This window comes from Kitasatospora sp. NBC_00070 (assembly GCF_045041205.1).
Classification (GTDB): domain Bacteria; phylum Actinomycetota; class Actinomycetes; order Streptomycetales; family Streptomycetaceae; genus Kitasatospora.
The window spans coordinates 176840-197627 of record NZ_CP108248.1; the positions used below are offsets into that span (position 1 = coordinate 176840).

At 68.1% G+C, this 20788-nt stretch carries 15 protein-coding genes, 1 tRNA gene and 4 pseudogenes; 9 read left to right on the forward strand and 11 right to left on the reverse strand.

Annotated features, from left to right (window positions below):
• Positions 1-581: 581 nt before the first annotated feature.
• Together OHV05_RS35820 and OHV05_RS35825 are read right to left on the reverse strand one after the other, a co-directional pair.
• Positions 582-1499 carry an IS3 family transposase gene (locus OHV05_RS35820; protein ID WP_331730083.1) on the reverse strand — a complete coding sequence of 306 codons (918 nt, stop codon included), beginning with the start codon at positions 1497-1499 and terminating at the stop codon, positions 582-584.
• Positions 1496-1804, reverse strand: a complete 309-nt coding sequence (locus OHV05_RS35825) for a transposase (RefSeq protein ID WP_331730085.1) — start codon at positions 1802-1804, stop codon at positions 1496-1498. The genes OHV05_RS35820 and OHV05_RS35825 overlap by 4 nt, the downstream gene beginning before the upstream one ends.
• A 986-nt stretch (positions 1805-2790) precedes the next feature.
• On the opposite strand from OHV05_RS35825, the gene OHV05_RS35830 reads away from it, so the two are divergent.
• Positions 2791-4230, forward strand: coding sequence for a ricin-type beta-trefoil lectin domain protein (locus tag OHV05_RS35830; protein WP_405021631.1), 1440 nt, complete (start codon positions 2791-2793; stop codon positions 4228-4230).
• Positions 4231-4551: 321 nt separating this feature from the next.
• Here the strand turns inward: OHV05_RS35830 and OHV05_RS35835 are convergent, their stop codons facing one another.
• On the reverse strand, positions 4552-5625 hold the full coding sequence (locus tag OHV05_RS35835; RefSeq protein WP_331730180.1) for an IS110 family transposase: 1074 nt from the start codon (positions 5623-5625) through the stop codon (positions 4552-4554).
• A 290-nt stretch (positions 5626-5915) separates the two neighbouring features.
• Here OHV05_RS35835 and OHV05_RS35840 point away from each other — a divergent pair, with 290 nt between their 5' ends.
• A complete protein-coding gene (locus tag OHV05_RS35840; RefSeq protein ID WP_331730182.1) occupies positions 5916-6065 on the forward strand; it encodes a hypothetical protein in 150 nt (49 codons plus the stop codon).
• 239 nt (positions 6066-6304) lie between these two features.
• On the opposite strand, the gene tpg is transcribed toward OHV05_RS35840, so the two are convergent.
• The 3 genes from tpg to tap all read right to left on the reverse strand — a co-directional run bounded on the left by tpg (position 6305) and on the right by tap (position 9681).
• A complete protein-coding gene (tpg, locus tag OHV05_RS35845) occupies positions 6305-6868 on the reverse strand; it encodes a telomere-protecting terminal protein Tpg (protein WP_331730184.1) in 564 nt (187 codons plus the stop codon).
• A gap of 67 nt (positions 6869-6935) precedes the next feature.
• Positions 6936-7088: a hypothetical protein gene (locus OHV05_RS35850; RefSeq protein WP_331730185.1), complete on the reverse strand. Its 153-nt coding sequence runs from the start codon at positions 7086-7088 to the stop codon at positions 6936-6938.
• 97 nt (positions 7089-7185) lie between these two features.
• Positions 7186-9681, reverse strand: a complete 2496-nt coding sequence (gene tap, locus OHV05_RS35855; RefSeq protein ID WP_331730187.1) for a telomere-associated protein Tap — start codon at positions 9679-9681, stop codon at positions 7186-7188.
• Positions 9682-11024: 1343 nt separating this feature from the next.
• Here tap and OHV05_RS35860 point away from each other — a divergent pair.
• Together OHV05_RS35860 and OHV05_RS35865 are read left to right on the forward strand one after the other, a co-directional pair.
• Positions 11025-11201 (forward strand): annotated as a pseudogene (locus OHV05_RS35860) (helix-turn-helix domain-containing protein); the annotation flags it as partial.
• 157 nt (positions 11202-11358) lie between these two features.
• A complete protein-coding gene (locus OHV05_RS35865) occupies positions 11359-11490 on the forward strand; it encodes a winged helix-turn-helix domain-containing protein (protein WP_331730191.1) in 132 nt (43 codons plus the stop codon).
• Between the two features lie 45 nt (positions 11491-11535).
• Here the strand turns inward: OHV05_RS35865 and OHV05_RS35870 are convergent, their stop codons facing one another.
• Together OHV05_RS35870 and OHV05_RS35875 are read right to left on the reverse strand one after the other, a co-directional pair.
• Entirely contained in the window at positions 11536-11796 is a 261-nt protein-coding gene (locus tag OHV05_RS35870; RefSeq protein WP_331730193.1) for a hypothetical protein, read from the reverse strand.
• A gap of 728 nt (positions 11797-12524) precedes the next feature.
• Positions 12525-13982 (reverse strand): hypothetical protein, encoded by a 1458-nt coding sequence (locus OHV05_RS35875; protein ID WP_405021632.1) that lies wholly within the window; start codon positions 13980-13982, stop codon positions 12525-12527.
• A gap of 266 nt (positions 13983-14248) precedes the next feature.
• On the opposite strand from OHV05_RS35875, the pseudogene OHV05_RS35880 reads away from it, so the two are divergent.
• Positions 14249-14605 (forward strand): annotated as a pseudogene (locus tag OHV05_RS35880) (helix-turn-helix domain-containing protein); the annotation flags it as partial.
• 226 nt (positions 14606-14831) lie between these two features.
• Here OHV05_RS35880 and OHV05_RS35885 read toward each other — a convergent pair.
• Positions 14832-15626, reverse strand: a pseudogene (locus OHV05_RS35885) (transposase family protein); the annotation flags it as partial.
• Between OHV05_RS35885 and OHV05_RS35890 the strand changes: the two are divergent.
• Both OHV05_RS35890 and OHV05_RS35895 read left to right on the forward strand, forming a co-directional pair.
• A complete protein-coding gene (locus OHV05_RS35890) occupies positions 15625-15936 on the forward strand; it encodes a transposase (RefSeq protein WP_331730198.1) in 312 nt (103 codons plus the stop codon). The pseudogene OHV05_RS35885 and the gene OHV05_RS35890 sit on opposite strands and share 2 nt — an antisense overlap.
• A 5-nt stretch (positions 15937-15941) precedes the next feature.
• Positions 15942-16856 carry an IS3 family transposase gene (locus OHV05_RS35895; RefSeq protein ID WP_331731150.1) on the forward strand — a complete coding sequence of 305 codons (915 nt, stop codon included), beginning with the start codon at positions 15942-15944 and terminating at the stop codon, positions 16854-16856.
• A gap of 480 nt (positions 16857-17336) precedes the next feature.
• Here the strand turns inward: OHV05_RS35895 and OHV05_RS35900 are convergent, their stop codons facing one another.
• Positions 17337-17561, reverse strand: a complete 225-nt coding sequence (locus OHV05_RS35900; RefSeq protein ID WP_405021633.1) for a hypothetical protein — start codon at positions 17559-17561, stop codon at positions 17337-17339.
• Between the two features lie 220 nt (positions 17562-17781).
• Positions 17782-17857: transfer RNA gene (locus tag OHV05_RS35905), tRNA-Arg, on the reverse strand.
• A 167-nt stretch (positions 17858-18024) separates the two neighbouring features.
• Here OHV05_RS35905 and OHV05_RS35910 point away from each other — a divergent pair.
• The gene (locus tag OHV05_RS35910; RefSeq protein WP_331730201.1) at positions 18025-18147 is read left to right on the forward strand and encodes a hypothetical protein; all 123 of its coding nucleotides are present in this window, start codon (positions 18025-18027) and stop codon (positions 18145-18147) included.
• A gap of 299 nt (positions 18148-18446) precedes the next feature.
• Positions 18447-19842: pseudogene (locus tag OHV05_RS35915) on the forward strand (IS1380 family transposase).
• Positions 19843-20788 lie beyond the last annotated feature (946 nt).

Genomic DNA, 20788 nt, shown 5'->3' on the forward strand with positions numbered 1-20788 from the left:
GTGGGGCCAGGGCAAGGTGGCGCGGCCGACGGACCTGGCGGCCGCCAAGTGTGGTGACGGCCCGGGGCGGGTCTGTCCGGCCAAGGGCTCTGTCGCGCATCCGGTGGCAACGAGACGTAACTGCCGTTGCTGAAGGTGATGGTCCCAGGTCGAAGGCCATACGGCCGGGGCTGGTGGCCCCGGAAGCCGTGCGGTCCTCCGAGGTGGAGAGCCCCATGAGGGTGTGACGCCACGCGGAGGCCCGAAGCACGGCGACCTGCCACGATCCGCTCACCAACGCCCGCCCGGCCTACCTGACACTCCGTCACCACCGGATGCGCGACAGAGCCGAAGCCCGTACAGACCCGCTCTGCCCCGTTTTCGGGATGTTGTTGGTGATCTTCAGGGTTTGCGGGGTCGAGTCTCCTCGTGCAGTTACCCGCGCGGGCGCGTGAAGCGGGTTGCCGGGCCGGTTCTGCGGTGGTCCGGCTGATGCTGGTGGAGGCGGACGATGCTGGTTCCGGCGGGGTGAGGACGTGCTGGGGATGTGGATCTTCGCTGTGCCTTGGTATGAGGTTCCCCCGTTGTGCGGGTGTCGCTGATCAGCTGGTCAGGATGGGGTGACGGGTGTTCAGGTTCGCTTGTTCGGCCGTCGCCTGGTCGGCGTAGTGCTTCTCTTCGAACTCGATGGGGCTGAGGTAGCCGAGTCGTTTCTGGATGCGCCGGCTGTTGTAGAAGCCGTCGAGGTACTCGAAGAGCGCGAGGTTCGCCTCGGCACGTGTGGCGAAGACGCGCCCGCGCACGCACTCGGTCTTGATCAGCATCCACAGATTTTCCGCGAGGGCGTTATCGTAGGAGTCCCCGATGGAGCCCATGGAAGCATCAACTCCTGCCCGTAGTAGACGGGTTGTCAGCTTGATGGATGTGTATTGGCAGCCGTGATCGGCATGATGAATGAGCTTGCCCGGCTCGATCTCGCGACTGGCGAGTGCGTACTCCAGCGTCGTCAGGACCAGGTCGGCATCCGCGCGGGCTGAGGTCTCCCAGGCGACGACGCGGCGGGAGAAGGCGTCGCGGATCGCTGAGAGCCACAGCGGGCCCTCGCTGGTCGAGATCATCGTCAGGTCGGTGACCCACAACCGGTTCGGCGCCTGGGCTGTGAAGTCCCGGTTCACCAGGTCCGGGGCCAGGGTGGCCTTCGGATCGCGGCGCGTGAAGCCCTTGCGGCGTGGGCTCATGCCGGCGATGTCGGCTTCGCGCATCAGGCGCTCGACCCGCTTGCGGCCCACCTGGGTGCCCTCGCGTCTGAGGGTGGCGTGCACGCGTGGCGAGCCGTAGTTGCCGCCGGACTCCGCGTGAATCTCCTTGATCCTCCCGGTCAGCTCGACATCGCGGCGCCGCCGTTCGCACGGCTCCTTCTCGGCGCGGCGCCACCGGTAGTAGGTGGTGGAGGGGATGTGCAGTTCCCGAAGTACGCACTCGACTCCCAGGCGGGGGTGCTCGTCAACGAGCGCCGTCACCTGGGCCGGGTCGGGTCGAGTTGCGCCGCGAAAAACGCCGAGGCCGTCCGCAGGACGTCGTTGGCCCGCTTGAGCTGCACGTTCTCCTTGCGCAGGGCGGCGAGTTCGGCACGCTCGTCGGTGGTCAGCCGGTCGTCGCGTTCGCCGGCGTCCGCTTCAGCCTGACGGATCCAGCCGCGCAGAGCCTCGGGATGCACGCCGAGGTCGACAGCCAGCTTCTTGATCTGGGGCTTCGGCTCGGCGGTGCGATACATCCGCACCGCACGCTCACGCAACTCCAACGAGTATTTCCGGGGTGCAGCCATGGTCAGCGGTCCTCTCATGAGTCCCATCTGACCCGCTGTCAGCGCCTTCCGCATCTCGGGGGAACCTCAGTAGCGGCGGTTGCGCAGACCGTGGTTGTGCACGGTCTCGGAGACTGTGGTCTCGCCGCCGGCTCTCGTGGCATCCCGGTCCTGCCAGGCCTGGGTGCCCTGCTCGTCCGAATGCGGTTTTGGATCTCCCACGGGGCTGGGCAGCAGCAGGAGGCCGGCCCCGTCCGGCGGTGCTCCCGGTGCGTTTCAGGCGGTCTTCGCAGGGCCTGCGGACGGCGCCGGGGAGGAGGCACCAGTAGCCGCTCGTACCCGTCAGCGAGTGTCGGCTTCCCAAGGCGGGCTGGCTGGCCCGTTCGGGCGGGTCAGCGACGTGTCATGCCCAGTTGGGGTGAAAGTCCTCCTTGTTGAAGCCCGGCGGTGCCCGTGCCCCGGGTCCGAGCCTGGCCGGTCCGACCAGGTCGATCCCATGCTCGGTCCTGGCCCGGTGGATGGCGGCCGGAATGAGGTAGCCGCCGTCGACCAGGTGCCCGGCCAGGCGAGAGAACGCGCCGCGAGGTCGCCGTGGATCCGCTCCAGGGGCGTCGATGTCCTGCTCGGGCGCCGGCACGGTGGCGACGTGGAGGGGACAGAGCCACGAAGCTGACACTCCCGCCCCGGCCCCTTCTCCCCCGTCGCGGGGACCAGGTTGGCCGTCACGAAGAGACCGAGTCAGTGGCACAGGCCAGAATTGCAATACTCGTGCATCCGAAGCCAAGTAGGACGGGGCATGTGGCAGCTTTTGCCAGCGGGATGGCAGGCTTCCGGTACAGCAACTTTTCTGCACGGCCCCTCGCGGATTTCCGAGGCGGTATATGCGCAGGGTCACAACTCTGCGGACCGAGCTCGCTGATGCCCCGCCGCCTGGGTGGTACAGCACTGCGCCCAGGAAAAATGGCCGCCACCCGTCCGTTGCGCCCATTTCCCCTCGGTGAATTTTCGTGCGAGAGATCGCTCTTGCCGAAAAAGTTTCGCGCATCTCATTGAAATGTTTTCGGGCCCACAGAGGCAGTCCCTGGGCGTGGCAGATTCCGTGGAATCGAAATCTGGCAGCCCTCCAGGGAAGGTGCGCCCGACTCGAATTCCTGGAGGTCAAGTTGCGTGCATCGGAAGAAATCCAGAGCGGAACTCCGGCAAAGGCTGGGCGGAAGGTGCTCTCCGTGAGCTGCTGCGTGTCTGCCGCCGCCTCGCTCAGCCTCTTCATCACCGCCACGCCGGCGAGCGCGGTCGACGGGCCCGTTGTCGACCTGAACAAGCTGGTCGCACAGAGTTTCACTACCTTCGGGCCGGCCATGCAGTGGCCGGAAAACCAGCTCCAGCCCGAGTCGATCCAGGCGGACTGCTCGAAGGTCTACGCGGAGAACAGCCAAGCCGTCGACATCCCGGACGCAGCGGTGACGGTGGGCCCACCCGTGGCCGCCCCGCTGGGCCGCTACAGCAACACCACCTCGTCACCGCAGTCCTACACCACGGAGTCCATCTCCCTCTCTCGGTCGAAGACGGCGACGACGCAGCTCTCCCATGGCGTGAGCGTCTCGACGACCGTTGCCGTCAAGGCTTCCCCGAATAGCGTAGGGACTGACTTCTCGTTGACGACGGCATACACGTTCAATAAGACCACATCGACTTCGACGACGGACACGGAAACGCGTACCTTCCCGTCGCAGTCAATGACCGTGCGACCCGGAAACCGCGGCATGATCGAGGTTTTCTATCGGCCGATAACGGCAACGGGGCAGACGCGTATCTCCGGGAATCTCAAAGGGACCTGCACTGTCAGATGGCACGGCAAGAATTCACTGACCGCCGGCAATTACAGCCGCGAGTACAGCGTCTATACTCTCCTCGGTCCCAGCCAGGAAAATGGAAATCCCCGCCAGGGCGGGGCCCCGGCCCTTCCGGCAGTCCTGTCGCTGAGCAGCCAGGACAAGGTCGTGAAGTTCAACTCCATGGGCTCCTACAACGGGGTCGGCGGGTTCATCCAGGACGTCACCACCACCGAGCTCCCTCCGGACAGGTGGGGACAGATATCCGGATATGGCGGAAGCTGTCTCGACGCCGCGGGGACCGATGCTCCCGTCCAGTACAGGAATTGCGCCTCCAGCTCCATGCAGTGGCGCTACGACAGCAACGGAACCCTCCGCGCCAGCAACGGACAGTGTCTCAGCACCGTCGGCACCTGGAATGGTGCCCCGGCCCGCCTGAGGTCCTGCGATGGCACCCCCGAACAGCAGTGGCGCCCCAGGCAGGGGCTCGGCGATATCTATAACCCCTACAGTGACCGCTGCCTCGACGACTACGCCTGGAACACCGACAACGGCGCCCCTCAGGTCGTCTGGAACTGCAACGGTTACCCGAACCAGAAATGGTCCTTCAGCTGATCCGGGGCAGGGGTGTTCCAAAGTCCGAAGGCCAGCCGCGAGGCTGCGGTGACGGTGACGGTGACGGCAAAGCGTGTTGATCACCAGGTTCCGTAGGGTGGCCATGTTCTCCGGGCCGCGCCCGGTGCGGGCCTTGGAGGTGTCCTCACGGAAAGCGGTGTCCCGGATGAAGTACAGCCGGTTCTCGATGATCCACTGCGAACAGACAGGCTCTCCGGTCCGCTGAAGCGAGGCCAGCTGGCCGCGACCAGGTGGTCTCGTTGGTGCGGCGGACCGGTTGGTGGGTGATCAGCGGACAGGGCCGGAAGCTCCTATAGATCGTCAAGCGGTCTGGAGGAGGGGTTTCTGGGTTGTTGCGGGGCGGGTGAGGTGCTTGTAGACCTCGCGGGCGATGAAGCGTTTGAGGCAGCGGAGGATGTCCTTCTTGGACATGCCTTCGGCGGTGCGTTTGGCGACGTAGTTCTGGGTTCGGGGGTCCCATCGCATGCGGACCAGGGCGATCGTGTGGAGCGCGTTGTTGGCCTGGCGGTCGCCGCCGCGGTTGAGGCGGTGCCGGTTGGTGCGGCCTGAGCTGGCGGGGATCGGGGCCGCGGCGCACAGGTGCGCGAACGACGCCTCGGATCGCAGCCGGTCGGGGTTGTCGCCGGCGGTGATGAGGAACTGGGCGGCGGTCTCGGTGCCGAGGCCGGGGAGAGCGACCAAGTCGGGGGCTGCCTGTGCCACGAGGGGTCTCAGCTCGGCGTTGGCGTCGTTGATCTCCTCGGAGAGGTACTGGTAGCGGCGGGCCAGGCGGCGTAGGGCGGTCCTGACCGCGCGGGCGGGGTCGTCGAGTTCGCCGGTGGGCCTGGAACGGGACAGGTGGGTGATCAGCGCGGTGGTGGATAGGCCGCGCAACCGCTCGCGTACCTGTGCGGGTGCGGTGATGATCAGTCCGCGGATTTGGTTGATGGTCTGTGTGCGGGACTTGACGGCGGAGCGGCGGACCACGCGCAGGGAGCGGATGGCCTCCACGATTCCGTCGCGGGTCTTGGGGGTGCCGCCGGCCCGGCCGGAGAGCACTGCGGTCGCCGCGGCGTAGGCGTCGACGGGGTCGGACTTGCCGTTGGCGCGGCGGGCCCGGCGGTCGGGGCGGTCCACGTCGACCACGGTGACCTGGTTCCCGCGCAGGAACCGGGCGAGCTCGGCGCCGTAGGCACCGGTGCCCTCCACTCCGACGGCCATGACGTCGCCGTGGGAGTGGAGCCACTCCAGCAACTGCCGGTAGCCGTCCGGGTCGGTGGGGAACGCCTCGGTGGCCAGGTGCCGGCCGATGGAGTCGATCACGGCGGCCTGGTGGAAGTCGGTGTGGGTGTCGATGCCGCCGACCACCGCTATCTGGTCTGTCTGCTCTGCCATGCTGGTCTCTGCTGCCCTTCGACGCGACACGTGGGGGGTGGCACGCGCCGGTCGGGCGGGCGGACAAGACAGTGGTGGGACCTTTGGCCAGGCTCCTGACTTGTTGAATCAGACCCAGACGCGCGGTCTGCAGCCGTAGCGTCCAGGGTGTCGGTCGGCACGGGCCCGCAGTGCTCCTTGCCGCCCGCCTTCGGGCGCCGGACCTGGACCTCGGTGCCGTCGACCGCGGCTGGACGCCCCCGGCCCCGGCATAGGCGAAGACATCCTCCAGGCTTCGAGCGTTCTTCGAAGTGAACTCGCACTGGCTGACGGTGTTCCAACTTCCCACGTACGCGCCGGATCCCCACCCGCAGGAGGGCATCTGGTCGCTGGTCAAACGCGACATCGGCAACCTCGTCGACGGCCGCCTCGCCAGCACCGACCTGATCATGGACGGCTGACCGACATCACACCGCCCGCTCCAGCATCCAGCATCCTCTCCAAGCCCCCGCGAGGAGTTGGAAGTGCTGGTGCCCCCACCGACCGGGGCCAGGGCCGACCGCGGGTCGAGTGGGCGTAGCCACCCGTCCTACCGCCGGGCGGTGTAGCGCAGTTGGCGTGCGGCCGGGCCGGTCAGTCGGGTGGTCTCCCTCTGTTGATGTGCGTCCAAGGTCGTATTTCCGAAGTGGTGTGCTGCTGCTCAGAGCCCTTCTACGTCGATCCAGGCGACGTCGTTGAGCTCGACATCGAGACTGGCGGCGCGGGTGCCGTTGTCCTTGAAGTAGTGCTCGCGCAAGCCCTTGGCGAGGACCCGCTCCTGCTCGGCCTGGCTGGCGCCGGCATCGCGGGCGGCGTACAGCTCCTGGGCGACCCCGCCGGGCATCTTGTGAGTGATGGTGCGCGGGCGGGGGTCGTCGGTGGAGCCGGCTGCCGAGCTGAAGCCGAAGGTGCCGGAGAGGGTCAGCATGAAGCCGTTGGTCTCGGCGGCGTTGCGCACGCGCTGCTTGACCTTGGGCTGCCACTTCGCGCGGACCTGCTGCTCGACCCTCCGCTCGTTGGCCTTGGTCATCGCCGGCTGCTCCCCCGCCTTGAGCGCCTTGACCCAGCGCTGCGCGGTGCGCACTGAGATGCCAGCGGTCTCGGCCAGGGCCTTGGTGTCCTGCTTGGCGACCTTCGCCCACAGGAACTTGACTCGGGTGCTCAGGTTCACCGGGATCGGCTTGGTGCGCTCGGAGCGCTCCAGGCCCTCGTCGATCTCCCCCATCGTGGGTGGTCCTTCCTCGTGCTGGTGTGTGCTGGCTGGTCGGCCGGTCAGGCTGGGCAAGCTCGGGTCAGCGGGTCCAGCCGTTGTGGGTGAGCTGTACGCCCTGGTGGGTGAGGTCGCTGCGGGATACGGCCTCGTCCCGGGTGTGCACCAGCGGTCGGACCAGGTGGTCGCCGTCGGTGCCGGTGGGCACCTCGGCCCGCACCGTGCCCTGCTCCACGGAGTGCCTGCCTTCTCCGGCTGCCGGTCGGCAGCCGCTGGTGGTGGTCGCGGGGTGCGGGGCCGGGCCCGCCCGGCGCGGGGCCGGCCGGGTGCGGCTACTCGTCGGCGGAGACGTCTCCGCCGGTCTTGATGTGGCGGCCGGGGTTGGCACCGTCCGCGATCACGGCGGCGACCTCGGCCATCGGCCGGGTGCCCTCGTGCTTGACGTGACCGGGGCTGATGCCCAGGCGTAGCGCGGTGGACGCGGTCCCGTCCGGCTTCGCGAGGATGTCGAACGGGCTGTCGCCGTCGGCGGCGAACACCGCGCAGTCGGTGAGGATCGCGAAGGGGGCCCGGCCGGTCTCTGCCGCGAGCTTGCGGAGTTTGCGGTGGAGGTTGACGGTGGCGGTGTCGATGACCAGGGCGCGCATCAGCGGGTCCCAGGTGGCGCGCTCCAGGGCTCCCCAGCGCTGGCCGGGTCGGTAGCCCTGGCCGCGGGGACGCTCGCGCATCTTGCCGATGGTGCCCTTGGCGGTGGCTTTGACGGCGGTCAGCACCGCCAGTTCGGCCGCGTCGGCCTGCTTGGCCTTGATGGCCGCCATCCGCTCGAGGAACGCGACCGGGTCGGTATCGGCCAGGTCGAGGGGTACGCCGAGGGCGGCCATGGTGTCGATGTACGCAGCCCGCAGGTGCTTGTGCCACGGGTCCAGGTACGGGCCGGACTCGTACCGCAGGTACGCCTCGGTGGGCTGGACCCGGGCGCCGAGTTCGACGGCGTAGGCGACCTTGGCGGTGGAGTACCAGCCGGGCCCGGTCGGTGCGATGCCGTCCGGGGAGAACGGGCTGGGTAGCAGTGGGTCGGCGGGGGCGCCGGAGAGGTCGACCAGCCAGGAGCCCGGGGTCTTCTTGTCGAACACCGGGGTGCTCTCGTGGACGGGTGCTGAGAGCGGCAGGAGCAGGCGGCCGGCGGCGGCGAGGAAGGCGACGTTGACGTCCAGGCCGACCGCGAAGGCGGCGGCGGCTTCGGTGTCGGTGAGGTCGCGGTGCCAGTCCCACGCTTCGGTGACCAGCACATCGCGCGCAGCGCGGCCTTCGGCGAGCGGGTGCTCGTCGGGGACCTCCGGCGGCGCCGGGTCGAACGATTCCTTGTCGGGCGGCCTGCTGCCGTCCACCCGACCGGACGTCCAGCCGGCGTCGGTACGCACCGCCCGGGTCGGCGGGCGCAGCGCGGTCACCAGCTCCAGCCCGCACACGGCAGTGAACCCGCGCGGGGTCAGGACCCGCTTGGCGTAGGTGCCGAGCAGGCGGGCCAGGTCCGGGGCGGCGAGGCCGTCCGGGATCGCCCAGCCGCCGGCCGCGAGCGCGCCCCAGCCGGGGATGCACAGCTGCACGCACACGCGCTTGCCGTCCTCGGGGGTGCGGTAGATCCGCGCCCACGGACCCAGGCCGCGCTGGGTGAGCAGCCACCCGGCACGGGTGAGGGCCTTGACCTGCTTGTGTGCCTCGGGCAGTCGGCCCAGGCGTGGCACGAATTCGCTTTTCTCGTCCCGGCCGAGCGGCGGCAGGCCCAGCTCCGCGAGCGCGGCGTCGGTGAGCACTACCAGGGCGTCGCCGTCCCTGCCGTGCCGGTGCAGACGCGGGGCGCCGAAGCACGCCTCCAGCGCCCACTCGACCACGGCGGCCAGCGTGCGACTGGCCGGTGCGGTCGGGGCGAGGGTGCCGTCGGCGAGATAAGCCACCAGGCTCTTGCCGTCGGAGGCGACGTCGAGGACGGCGAGCGGACCGGCCGGGAACCGCGAGGCCGCCGCCTGCTCCCAGTCGGCCGGTCCCTCCGCTGCGGCGGGCTTCCTCGCCGAGGCCTTGCGGGCCCGCGACGACGGCGAGCTGGCGGCCGGGCGCGATGGTGCGGAGCGCCGCGAACCAGCCGCCGGACCGGGTGCGGTCTCCGGGGCGGGGACCGGCTGCGCCGGGGCGGCGGGCTGGACGGGCGTGGCCGGGGCGGCGGCTGCGGTCTCGGCCGGGGCGGCGGCGGGGATGACGGTGCACCAGCCGCCCATGTGCACCGGGCGCTTGGATGAGCGGTACGGCGTCGGGCGGCCGCAGCGCACGCACGGCTCCGGCGCCCCGGCGACCAGGTCCCCGGCCGCGTCGCGGTCGAGTGCCATCACGTTGTCCCCGGGGTGCCCGGCCGGCATCGTCTGAGCTGTTGCAGGGGCAACGGGCGTAGCCGGGGCGGGAGCTGGCTGGGGCATCGGTGCGGCAGTCGGCGGTGCGGGCGCCGGCTCGGTGGCCGGGACCTGGACGGTGGTGGGGACGAGACCGGTGGCCTGGGCGCGGCGCAGCCAGGCGGTCGGCTCGACCGTGCCGTGCCGCAGCGCCAGCGTCGCCAGGAACTTGATGTAGACCTCGCGCTTGGGCGGTCGGGGTTCGGTCGTCCCGGCCTCCCACCGCACGATCGACTCCCGGCGGGTCTTGAGGGCCTTCGCCAGGTCCTCCTGGGTGTACTCGGCGACCTTGCGCAGCCGTTCCCGCTCGGCGGGAACCGGCAGGTCATCCACCGGCTTTGGGCGCTCCAGCAGGGCGTCGATCGACGCGAACAAGTCGTCGCTCATGAACCACACCTCCCTTATCCATCCGCAGCATAGCGCGAAAGTAACTTCTGGATCGCACTTATAAATCGCACATCGTCCGTTCGGGGCATCCGCGGCACCGGCCACGGCACAGAGGGTCCGAGCACCGGGCGAACGGGGGTCTCCCCCGGCTGCGGTTCCTGAGCGGCACCGCCACGCTCGCCCGCGCTAAGGGTCTCAGCACCGCCCAGATCGGCCGCTCAAGGGCGCCGGCCGGTCCCGCCCCGGCGCCCTTGAGCGCGACAAGCCCACCCCGGCCCTCGGTGTCCATCCGGCCTGGCTCGCCGAAAACCTCGACGCCGAGGTGCCGGCCGACTGGTACGCGTTCAACGGCGGACGCCCCTGCAGCGTTGGCGAGGGAGCCTTCGTCCAGGCCCCGCTGGACGGCTGCAACACCGGCATCGGCACCCTGCTCGACCAGGGCCTGTGGTGCGTGTCGGTGCCGACGGCGCGGGCTGCGGACAGCCGCACCTGGTCAACGGCTACATCCACCGCCCGCCCCCACACTCTGTCTGACGGCGACGGACCATGCTTCACCGCCGTCACCAACCGCCCCAGCACCAACCGCGGCCGCGAGTTCGACCAGCCTGACCCCACGCCCCATGGACCACTCCCGCCGGAACCCAGTGGCGCGGCCCGCTGCGCCTGCCCGGCGTGGACCCTGCGGCGTGGGCAGCCGGGAGCGGCAAGGTACTTGGTCCAGCAGGCCCTGCTGTCCTGTGGCAACGACCCGCCGAGCGGCGACGGCCCGCATCGGCGTGCGCTTCGCACAGCGCAGGGGAAGCAATCGCGTCCGGAGTAGGCGCCTGGACCGATCTGCCTCCCGCGCGCCGGGCGGTCATCACCGACCTGGAGGCCGCACTGGGGAGATCGCACCGGCAGGCTCACCGAGGTGGGCCTGCCTGCCAGCGGGCCGGACGAGACTCCTGCTGTCCGGGAAGCTCCACGGGTACCGACAGCCCAGCAAGCCCGCACGGCCGTTCGTCACCGCGTCCACCCTGTATCCGTCGGGGCGGCTCGGCGTCGGCTACGGCCGGCCGGGTCCAGCGGCGAGCGAGTCCCCCACCGGATCGGGTTGCCCGGGCACGGTCCGCCCGGCCGACCGCCATGCGGCGGCGAGCTGGGTACAGATCGGCACGTCGGTACGGTACAGAACCCTTTCGTCCGGCATCTCCCGACGGGCGGAGGACGCCATGCCAGGCAGTGTCATGCCAAGCAAACGAGCAGGAACCGGCTGGCTCGGCCACGGCAGCCCGCGCCCTGTTCCGCTCGCGCTCCACGTCGCGCATCGGGTTGGACGACCAGCCCTGATGTAGCTGTTGGTCGTGAGATACGCGCAGGGCGGCGGCTTGACCGACGCCGAGAGGGCCGCGCGCGAGCGGATCCGGCTGCAAGCCGTCGTCCGCTTCGAGGGCGGGGAGAAGAACAGAGAGATTGCCGCCGCGTTGCGGGTCAGCGAGCGGTCGGTCGAACGCTGGCGTCGCCAGTGGCGGGAGCGGGGGCAGGACGGGGTCCAGTCAAAGGGATCGCCAGGGCGACCAAGGCTCAGTGAAGCGCAAATCGACCGGCTTGAGCGGGAGTTGGAGCGTGGCCCGCTGGTTCATGGCTGGGAGGACCAGCGTTGGACCCTGGCCCGGGTGAAAACGCTGGATCGGGAGGATGTTCCACGTCTCCTACACCGTGGAAGGGACATGGCGCCTGCTCAAGCGCCATGGGTGGTCGTGGCAGCAGCCGGCCCGGCGGGCGATCGAACGCGACGACGAGACCGTCGAGTTGTGGCGCGCTGCCTGAACCGGCATCAAGACGGGCACTTCGCCAGAACGACGCCGCCCTGTCCTATGGACCCCAGCTCTTCAAGGTGTCAGAGATCTCGTTGAGCTTTCCAACCACGGTCTCAGGATTTATCAGGGAACCTCGTCGAACGTTCAGATCCACGACGTAGGTGCCGGTCTTGACTGGTCCGAACGGGCCGACCGCATCGACTGTGAATGTGTAGACCGTTGGTAGATCTGATCTCTCGCCAAGAAGTTTGATCGTGCTGTCGACGAAGTACCCAAGCTTCTTGCCCGGCGGCATGGACGGGATGGGGCGGGCCATGGCTTCCGCCAACCGTCTCTCTGTCTCGCAGCCGGTCGTACTGCGGAGCAGGGGACTGACGCTGATCCTCACGTCGTGAGCAACCGTCTTCCCGAATGTTCTCGATGGTCAGCCAGAGCACGGAGGTGTACTCCGAGCGCGGCTCGATGTCGACCACGACGTACGGCTCAAGCTGATCTCGCCGAACCCTCCTGCCGAGGCTCAGCTGCTGGAACGTATAGGTGGCCGCTACTGCGCTGACCACGACGGCCACGATGGCGACGGCAAAGGTCCAGTAGTCCAGGGTTGAGGGTGGAGCAGCGAGCACGCTGTGTCCTTCCGCAGGAAAGGGACTCTCGTCGTACCGCACAGGCTGGCGAAATGGCAGTAGAATTGCCGTAGCTGAGCATCAATCAGCGGCCAGAATCACCCGGCGGGATGCCGGACTGATCGCCCTGTAGGTCGAATGAAGGTCGCGGTGGACAGCCAGGGATCGCCCCCAGATGAGGCACAAGGTTCGGCCCGGGATGGGCGACGTAGCGCAGGACGCGCATCCCCCCACCCGTCGCTGACCCGAGGTCACCCACATGACTGCCGCCCTCTCCGGCACGGTGGTCCGCGTTACCCGCCGCTGTCACCGCTTTCGCACGAACGTCCTGGCCCGCACGGCCGGCCGTGACCGGCGCAGCATCCGCGCCTACGATCGGGGCCGCGTGAACCAGTCTACGAGACGCGGCGGGTCGACATCTTCAGCAGATCTTTACCCGCTTGTTTTTTCCAGCATCGCCGAGAAGCTGGGTGATATACGCCCGGATTTTCTGCTTCATGGGAGAACTTGGGTCAACCTTCAAAGTGAGCACCCCTTTAGATTTGTATATCTCGATCAAAGAGGAATGATCATCCGGATTCCATTCGACCCCGCCTCGCTGGAGACGGCGACGATAGTCTGCCACATTAAAGTTCCTGATATCCCGGATAATGAAAACGGTGCCCATGCTAGAAATGCTCCACCACCAGACATTGTAGGAGGTTGCCGATACGCCCTCCGAGGAGGCGAGCTCCCTCAGCTTCTCGGCAATGAACGCAAGGTTTGCCTTATTTGCTTCGGGGCCGAGTTTTTCTAGCATGACTGTGCGCGGCGATGGGGCGCCGCGCGCGATAGACTTAGTGCGCTGGCCGGGCGCGCGGGTCGCAGTGTCGGCCGAACTGTGTGGAGCCGGGCCGGGTCCGTGAGTTTCGGAAATAGATGTTTCCACCTGACGGCCTTCTGTGAGTTCCAGTACCTCCTCCCTGAGAATCGCATATTTGTCGTCTGAGTATCCTGACCTGTACAGGATAGAGATGGCGTTCTTTCCTATCGGATGTCGAGTTATTGATATTTCTGCCATTGCTAGGCAGCTGGTGGCCCGGCCGGCGAGCTCGATCATCCGCTCAGGGGGCTGGCGATCAATCCAGATTCCTTCTCCGCGTGGGCCAAGCTGCCAAACTGTAAGGCGACGATGGTGCTGCTTCGAGTTTCTGGGCGCATCGCGCCGGAGAGCCTCAAGGAACCTGGCATTACTATCCTGAAGCTCAGTGCTAGTCGCATCGAGGGAGGCGACGGAATCCTTCCTGAAGTTCTTCATATATTTATTCCTGGCTTGCAGATCGAGGGTTTTACCGCCAGCTCTTGGTGATGTATCGAGCTGACTTGAAACCTTCCAGTAGTGCCCTTTTCCATCCCACCCCTGCCATAGGTACGGGAACTCGCGCCAAGGCCTTGTCAGCGCCTCGGCGGGCCTCTTGAGGAGTTCCTTTGCAATTTTTGGAGTAGGCGCTGGCCCGAAGGGGGGCTCTCGAGACCAGCCATCCACGGTGATCATAGAGGGCTTTCCGGGGCTCTTCTTGTACATTGCAGGTCGGTAGCCTTGTGCTTCGGCGACCCACCATTCGTTATCCAATCTATAGAAAGCTTTCGAGTTGCCCACTTCTTCCAAGTGGTCCCAGAAGGCCAGGAGAAAAAGATCGAAATCGGCTTTGGTACCTTCCGCCTCCGCTATGATATTCCTTCGGAGGTCATCAAGGTCCTCTTCCATCTCCCCGTTTCCTGAAGCAAAGGAAAGGCAGGCCAGTTTAAACTCATCCCAATTTGGAGGATCTGCACTGGTGATGTCATACCAGCATGCGTGTATGCGCTGGATATTTGGAGTCGCCTCAAAGGGTGGCATGATTAAATCTCTCTTTTCAGGGAGTTGGTCCAGGGCCGGCGGTAGATCTCCAGCGTTTGGCGCTGGTCTCATCGTCAATGCTCATCTCGTGCCAGCAGCTGCCGCAAGTAGAGTCCAGCCATCCCCTGTGAATTTGCGCAAATTGGCGAAAGATGGGGCCATATTTGCGGCCCGTTTGGATACCCGTCCTGAACTACTGAACTTGATTGGGTGAAGTCGGTGCTGTTCGTCTGACAGTGGGCACTCGGTTCCGGTAGCTCTGGGCTATGAGGTACGCGCAGGGCGGCGGGTTGACCGACGTTGGGAGGGCTGTCCGGGAGCGGATCCGGCTGCAGGTAGTGGAACGCTTCGAGGGCGGGGAGAAGAACCGGGAGATCGCTGCCGCGTTGCGGGTCAGCGAGCGGTCGGTCGAACGCTGGCGTCGCCAGTGGCGGGAGCGGGGGCAGGACGGGGTCCAGTCAAAGGGATCGCCAGGGCGACCAAGGCTCAGTGAAGCGCAAATCGACCGGCTTGAGCGGGAGTTGGAGCGTGGCCCGCTGGTTCACGGTTGGGCGGATCAGCGGTGGGCGCTGGCGAGGGTGAAGACGCTGATCGGCCAGCTGTTCCACGTGAGCTACACAGTGGAGGGCACCTGGCGGCTACTGAAGCGGCACGGCTGGTCCTGGCAGGATCCGCACGGCCGGGACGGCGTGGGGGAAGTCCAGGCCGAGGTCGGTGACGGTGAGGGCCCTGGTCACCCGAGTCTCCCGGCGGCCGTGGCCGATCTCGCGGTCGTAGCGGCGCGCGGTGACGCACTTCCACGGCAGCGACCCGTAGCTGGCGGTGGAGTTCGGGCTGGTTGGCCTTGACCACCAGCAGGTAGTGGGCCTTCTTGTCCTCCACCAGGAACCGCACGTGGGCGCGCTGGGTGTGCAGGGCGTCCGCCGTGACCGTGACCCCGGTCAGGTCGAAGGGCTCCAACAGGGCGGCGAAGCACGTGATTTCGTTGGTCCTGTCGGGAACCCGCAGCTGGGTGACGGTCCGGCCGCCTGCGGTCATCGCGGCCAGCAGGTGGGCGGCGGGCGTCTGGCCGCGCCGGGAGCCACGGGCGGTCTTGCCATCGACGGCCACCGAGTCCGATCCCGCGGGATCGGCACCGGTCAGGTCGGCCAGGCCGCCGGGGCAGACCAGGCCGATGACCCGTCGGATCGTGGCGGCACTCGGTGCGACCCGCACACCCAACGCCCCCACGGCCCGGGCGCCGAGGCGGGCCAGGGCGTGCTGCGGAGCATTCGCAGACCACTGGCCGATCGCCGCATAAGAGCGGGCGCCGGCGACCACCGCCGAGGCGGCAACCAGCAGCACCGCCACGAACGGATAACGCACCCCTCGCCGCCGACGCGGATCCGGCAGCACCCGCAACCGCGGCGTCCGGCCTCCTCCACAGCCCAGTCGGCCGCCACCACCGCATGGGGGGAACCATCCACCCCAACCACCACACCCACCGGGGACCCGACACTTCGAAAGAGGCCAGCCTCCGCTTCGCCCGTTCCAACTCAGCACACCCGACCAGACCAGCCTTGCCACAGGACTGTGAGGTTCCCCCGAGATGTGGAAGGTTGCCGGAGATGGCCTGATGGGCCATGAGAAGGGAGCCTCTGTCATGGCTGCTCAGATGAAGTACCCGCCCGAGTTGCGGCAGCGGGCCATTGCCGCGTACCGGGCCGCCGACCCGAAGCCGGTGATCCGTCAGATGGCCCGCGACCTCGGTGTTCACCACGAGGCCCTGCGCAACTGGATCCGTCAGGACGAGGCCGACCACGGCGAGCGGGACGATCGGCTGACGACCTCCGAGAAGGAGGAACTGGCCAGACTCCGCAAGGAGAACACCGAGCTCCGGCGGTCCTGCGAGATCCTCAAAGCCGCCTCGGCTTTTTTCGCCCAGGAGCTCGACCCGACCCGGCGACGGTTCTGAAGCTCATCGACGAGCACCAGGACCGCTTCGGGGCCGAGCCCGTACTCCGGGAACTGCACATCCCCGCCTCCACCTACTACCGGTGGCGCCGCACCGGGCAGGAGCCGTGCGAGCGACGCCGACGGGACGTGGAGCTGACCGAGAGGATCCGGGAGATCCACACCGAATCGAGGGGTATCTACGGCTCCCCGCGCGTGCACGCCGTGCTGAAACGCGAGGGCACCCTGATCGGCCGCAAACGGATCGAGCGCCTGATGCGCGAAGCCGGGCTGCACGGGATCAGCCCACGCCGGCAAGGCAAGGGCTTCACCCGCCGCGACCCGGCCGCCACGCTCGCCCCCGATCTGGTGCGGCGGGACTTCACCGCCCCCGCACCGAACCGGTTGTGGGTCACCGACCTGACCATGATCACCACTGCTGAGGGGCCGTTGTGGCTCTCCGCGATCCGGGACGCGTTCTCCCGCCGTGTGGTGGCCTGGGAGACCTCCGCCCGCGCGGACGCCGACCTGGTCCTCTCCTCACTGGAGTACGCGCTGGCCAGCCGGGAGGTGGAGCCCGGCAAGCTGATCCATCACGCCGACCACGGCTGTCAATACACGGCCATCAAGCTCACAACACGCCTGCTGCGAGCGGGAATCGAGGCGTCCATGGGATCTGTGGGCGACAGCTACGACAATGCCCTCGCCGAGAACCTATGGATGCTGGTCAAGACCGAATGCGTCCGCGGGCGTGTCTTCGCCACACGTGCCGAGGCGAACCTCGCGCTCTTCGAGTACCTCGACGGCTTCTACAACAGCCGGCGCATCCAGAAACGACTCGGCTACCTCAGCCCCATCGAGTTCGAAGAGAAGCACTACGCCGACCAGGCGACGGCCGAACAAGCGAACCTCAAACCCCGCCAACCCGCCCTGAACAGCTAATCAGCACCTCCCGCACAGCGGGGGAACCTCACTGCCCCAACGGGCACAGCTCCCACCTGTTCCCGTCCTACCCTCGAGAGGGCAGGACGGGTTGTCGCATGGCCCACTCCCCTGCTGTGTGTGGTGTGTTCAGCCCCTGGCCCCCGTTCTCCCTCGTTCCCGGGGCCAGGGGGAACCATCCGGTCCCGCCCTCCCGCCCGGCCCCCGCAGCGACAGACACCTGCCAAGGCCGACCCCCATGCCGGCAGAAAACTGCATCACGGTGATGCCACGCCAGAGGCGTGGGCGGGGGCGGAATGTGTCCACGCCAGGCTGCGCCGCCGCCCCGGCTGCCCTGCCGCTGCAAGGCCAGCGTGCTGCCAGGCACCTCACCGCACACAACGAGGTGCCCGGCACCGGCCTCCCTGGCGCCAACACCACCAGCGGCCCCACCTACCAACCGAGGCAGGCGGGTCAGCGCGCGAGCAGGTTGCCGTCTGGTTACGAGATCGCCAGGATCGCCACCGAGGCCAACGACCAAGCCCGTGCCTTCCCCAGCACGGTCATCCACGCCCTCCGGCCCGCTGGCTGCGCCTGCCCGAGGAGCGCCTGAAGCTCGACCCGGTCACGGACCGTCTCCACCGGGCTGTGGTGTGCCGGGACGCGGACCAGACGGCGACGGCCGACATCGACGTGGCGGCGGGCAAGGCACTGGAGCAGCTTCACCGTGTCCAGGACATCTGGCCCTGGACGAGTCGAACGCAGAGCCGCCGGTGCGCACCGCCAAGGCAGATCGTCAGGAGTGGCTGCGGATCACCGAACAGGTGGGCACGGCTGGCCTGGGCGTCTGCGGCCCCGGGGTCGACCCCGACGCGGTGGGGCACCCCCGCTGATCCGGTTCCGGCAGGCCTGATGGAGGACGGCGGCAGCGGGACTGACCCACCCGTGGTGCCCCCAGCAGGATTCGAACCTGCGACCTACCGCTTAGAAGGCGGGTGCTCTATCCGCTGAGCTATGGGGGCGTGGCAACTTGGTGGCCGAGGACAGGCTGGTGATCGTTTCCCTACAGCCCCAGTCACAAGCGGCGGCGAGGAGCCGCCTCCGGACCGGGGGCGAGAGCGCAGCTGGACGTAGGTCAGACCAACACTGCCCCCATAGTCGCCCGATCGCCGATGCAACCGTGCGGTAGATGAGCTGTGGTCAGCTCACCCTGGCCGTCCAGGTCCATCAGACGGGCCATCTTGAGCAGGTCCCTACTGGGCTGTCGCTGGTCTTGGCGGTGGCGGTGGCCCAGCCGGAGAGCACCGCGTGAGCGCCAGCCGCCGCGCCGATCGTGTCGGTCCTGCCGCTCCGGCGCCAGGTGGCCTCGTCCACTCTGGGTGGGCCGCACGGGTGCCGGCGCACTCTTCAGCCCTTGTCAGGGAAAGCGTCCCCTGCCACTACGTTCGGCGAAAGCCCGCAAGGGCAGCCCGGGGGGCCATGTGAAGCTCCATCATGGCCGGGTAGTTAGCCTCGGCCTTTCACGGCGAGCACTGTCCGACGGGTGATCAGAAAAGAGAAAAGTGCTCCTGACCTGCAACGATGGGACTTGTCTAGGGTCCAGTCAGCTGCATGGAAAGAAGCACTTCTCAGGTGAACAGTATCGGGTCGTATCCGCGTGTTCGCGTCGAGGGCAACGGTCGCGGGGTGGTCTCGCAGTCCGGCGCCGTGCTGCTGGTCGAGACCGCCCGCAAGGCAGGGCTGGATGCGGCGATATCGACGGCGCTGGTGCCGTGGCGCAAGGCGCGTGCGGTCCATGATCCCGGCAAGATCCTGCTGGATGTCGCGCTCGCGGTGGCCCTTGGCGGGGACTGCCTGGCTGATGTCGCGATGCTGCGGGCCGAGCCCGCCGTGTTCGGCCCGGTGGCCTCCGACCCGACCGTCTCCCGTCTGGTCGACACCCTCGCCGCGGCCGGGCCCCGTGCACTGGGGGCGATCCGGCGGGCGCGGGCCGAAGTCCGCGAGCGGGCCTGGCGGTTGGCCGGCGAGGCGGCCCCGCACGCGGGCGGCGAGGTGACCGTGGACATCGACGGAGTGCTGGTCCTCGCGCACTCCGAAAAGCAGGACGCGGCCAAGACCTGGAAGAAGACGTTCGGGCACCACCCGCTGTTCGCGTTCGTCGACCACGGCCCAGGCGGGTCTGGAGAGCCGGTCGCCGGGCTGCTGCGGCCGGGGAACAGCCGGCAGCAACACGGCCGCAGACCACATCGAAGCGGCCCGGACGGCACTGGCCCAGCTACCGAAGAAGTACCGGCGCGGACGCCGAACCCTGATCCGCACCGACTCCGCCGGCGGCACCCACGACTTCCTGAACTGGCTCACCACACGCGGCCGGTGGCTGTCCTACTCGGTGGGGATGACCATCACCGGCGGCATCCACCAGGCCGTGCTGAAGATCCCGGCCTCTGCCTGGACCCCCGCAGTCGAACCCGGCGGAGAGATCCGCGACGGCGCCTGGGTTGCCGAGCTCGCCGGCGATGTCCTCAAAGGCTGGCCGAAGGGGATGCGGCTCATCGTCCGCAAGGAACGGCCCCACCCCGGAGCCCAGTTGCGCTTCACCGACGCCGACGGCATGCGCCTGACCTGCTTCGCCACCAACACCACCCACGCCCCGATAGCCCGGCTGGAGCTGCGGCACCGCCAGCGGGCCCGCGCTGAGGACCGCATCCGCGCCGCCCGCGACACCGGCCTGCGCAACCTGCCCCTCCACCGGTTCGCGCAGAACCAGATCTGGCTGGAGATCGTCCAGCTCGCACTCGACCTGCTCGCCTGGATGCCCATGCTCGCCCTGACCGGCACCGCCCGCCGCTGGGAACCCAAACGCCTACGGCTGCGGCTGTTCTCCGCCGCCGCCCAGCTCGTCACCACCGGCCGCCGCCGCTACCTCCGCCTCGCCCGCCACTGGCCCTGGACCGACACGATCACCAGTGCCTTCGAGCGCCTGCACGCCCTGCCGGACCCCGGCTGACCAGCGACATCACCCCATCCCGACGAACACCAGACAACATCCGGAACCGTGGAACCCGGCGCCCACCCGACGCGACAGCCGGGTCACAAGCCTGCCCACCGGCGGAAACACCCCGCCCGGACAAGCAGAAACGGCCCGCCAGCCAAGCTGACGAACCGTCATGCAAGATCGAGGCTAGCTTCTCCGCAGGTCACGCAGGCTTGTTGAGGGGTTTTCGACACAGAACAACGAAGCTCGTTGGTACTGGCAGTCGACCAAGACAGCTTGATCCCGAGGAACTCTCCGTTGCCGTCTCACCATGTCCTGTCCGCCCCGGTGACCGCCATCACCCGTACGGTCACCGTGGCCGCCGGGAGGTTCGCTGCCGGGCAGCTCGGTGGCCTGAGCCGTCGCGTCCGTAACGATCGCTCTCCGGCAACCCCCGCCCCCTCGGCCCGCGCTACCGGCCACCACGGTCCCTGAATACGTCGGCCCCGGCCCAGACCGGCAACCGCATGTCCCGCGCCCTCGAGATCGTCCAGGGAGCGCCCGACAGGTAGCGGAGGGCCGGAAAGATCGCCGAGCTCCTCGGCGGTCTCACCCGCGTCGCCACCTATCGACAACTCGCCCGCTGGACCGAGAGGGCTGATCAGGAGGGTCCGCACGATCCGTTACACGGCAGCCACCCCGACGGGCACCGCCGCCCTGCGCGACCTGCGGAAATGCGAACTGCCCGGCTTTGGGAGTTCCTCTGCGGTTGGACGCCCGGAGGGGCGTCCTGGTCGGGCAGGGCCCGCAGGGCGGCGGCACGACCGTCGCTGTGGTCGCAGGGGTCGTACCATCGTGCGCTTTTCGCGTTCCAGGGCCAAGGCCTGGCGCATCCGCTGAGCTGTCGCCGCGTGAACGGGGTCGGTGACCACAGCCTGCTTCAGTGGAGAGCCTGGATCGGCGGGATCAGGCCGTGCTG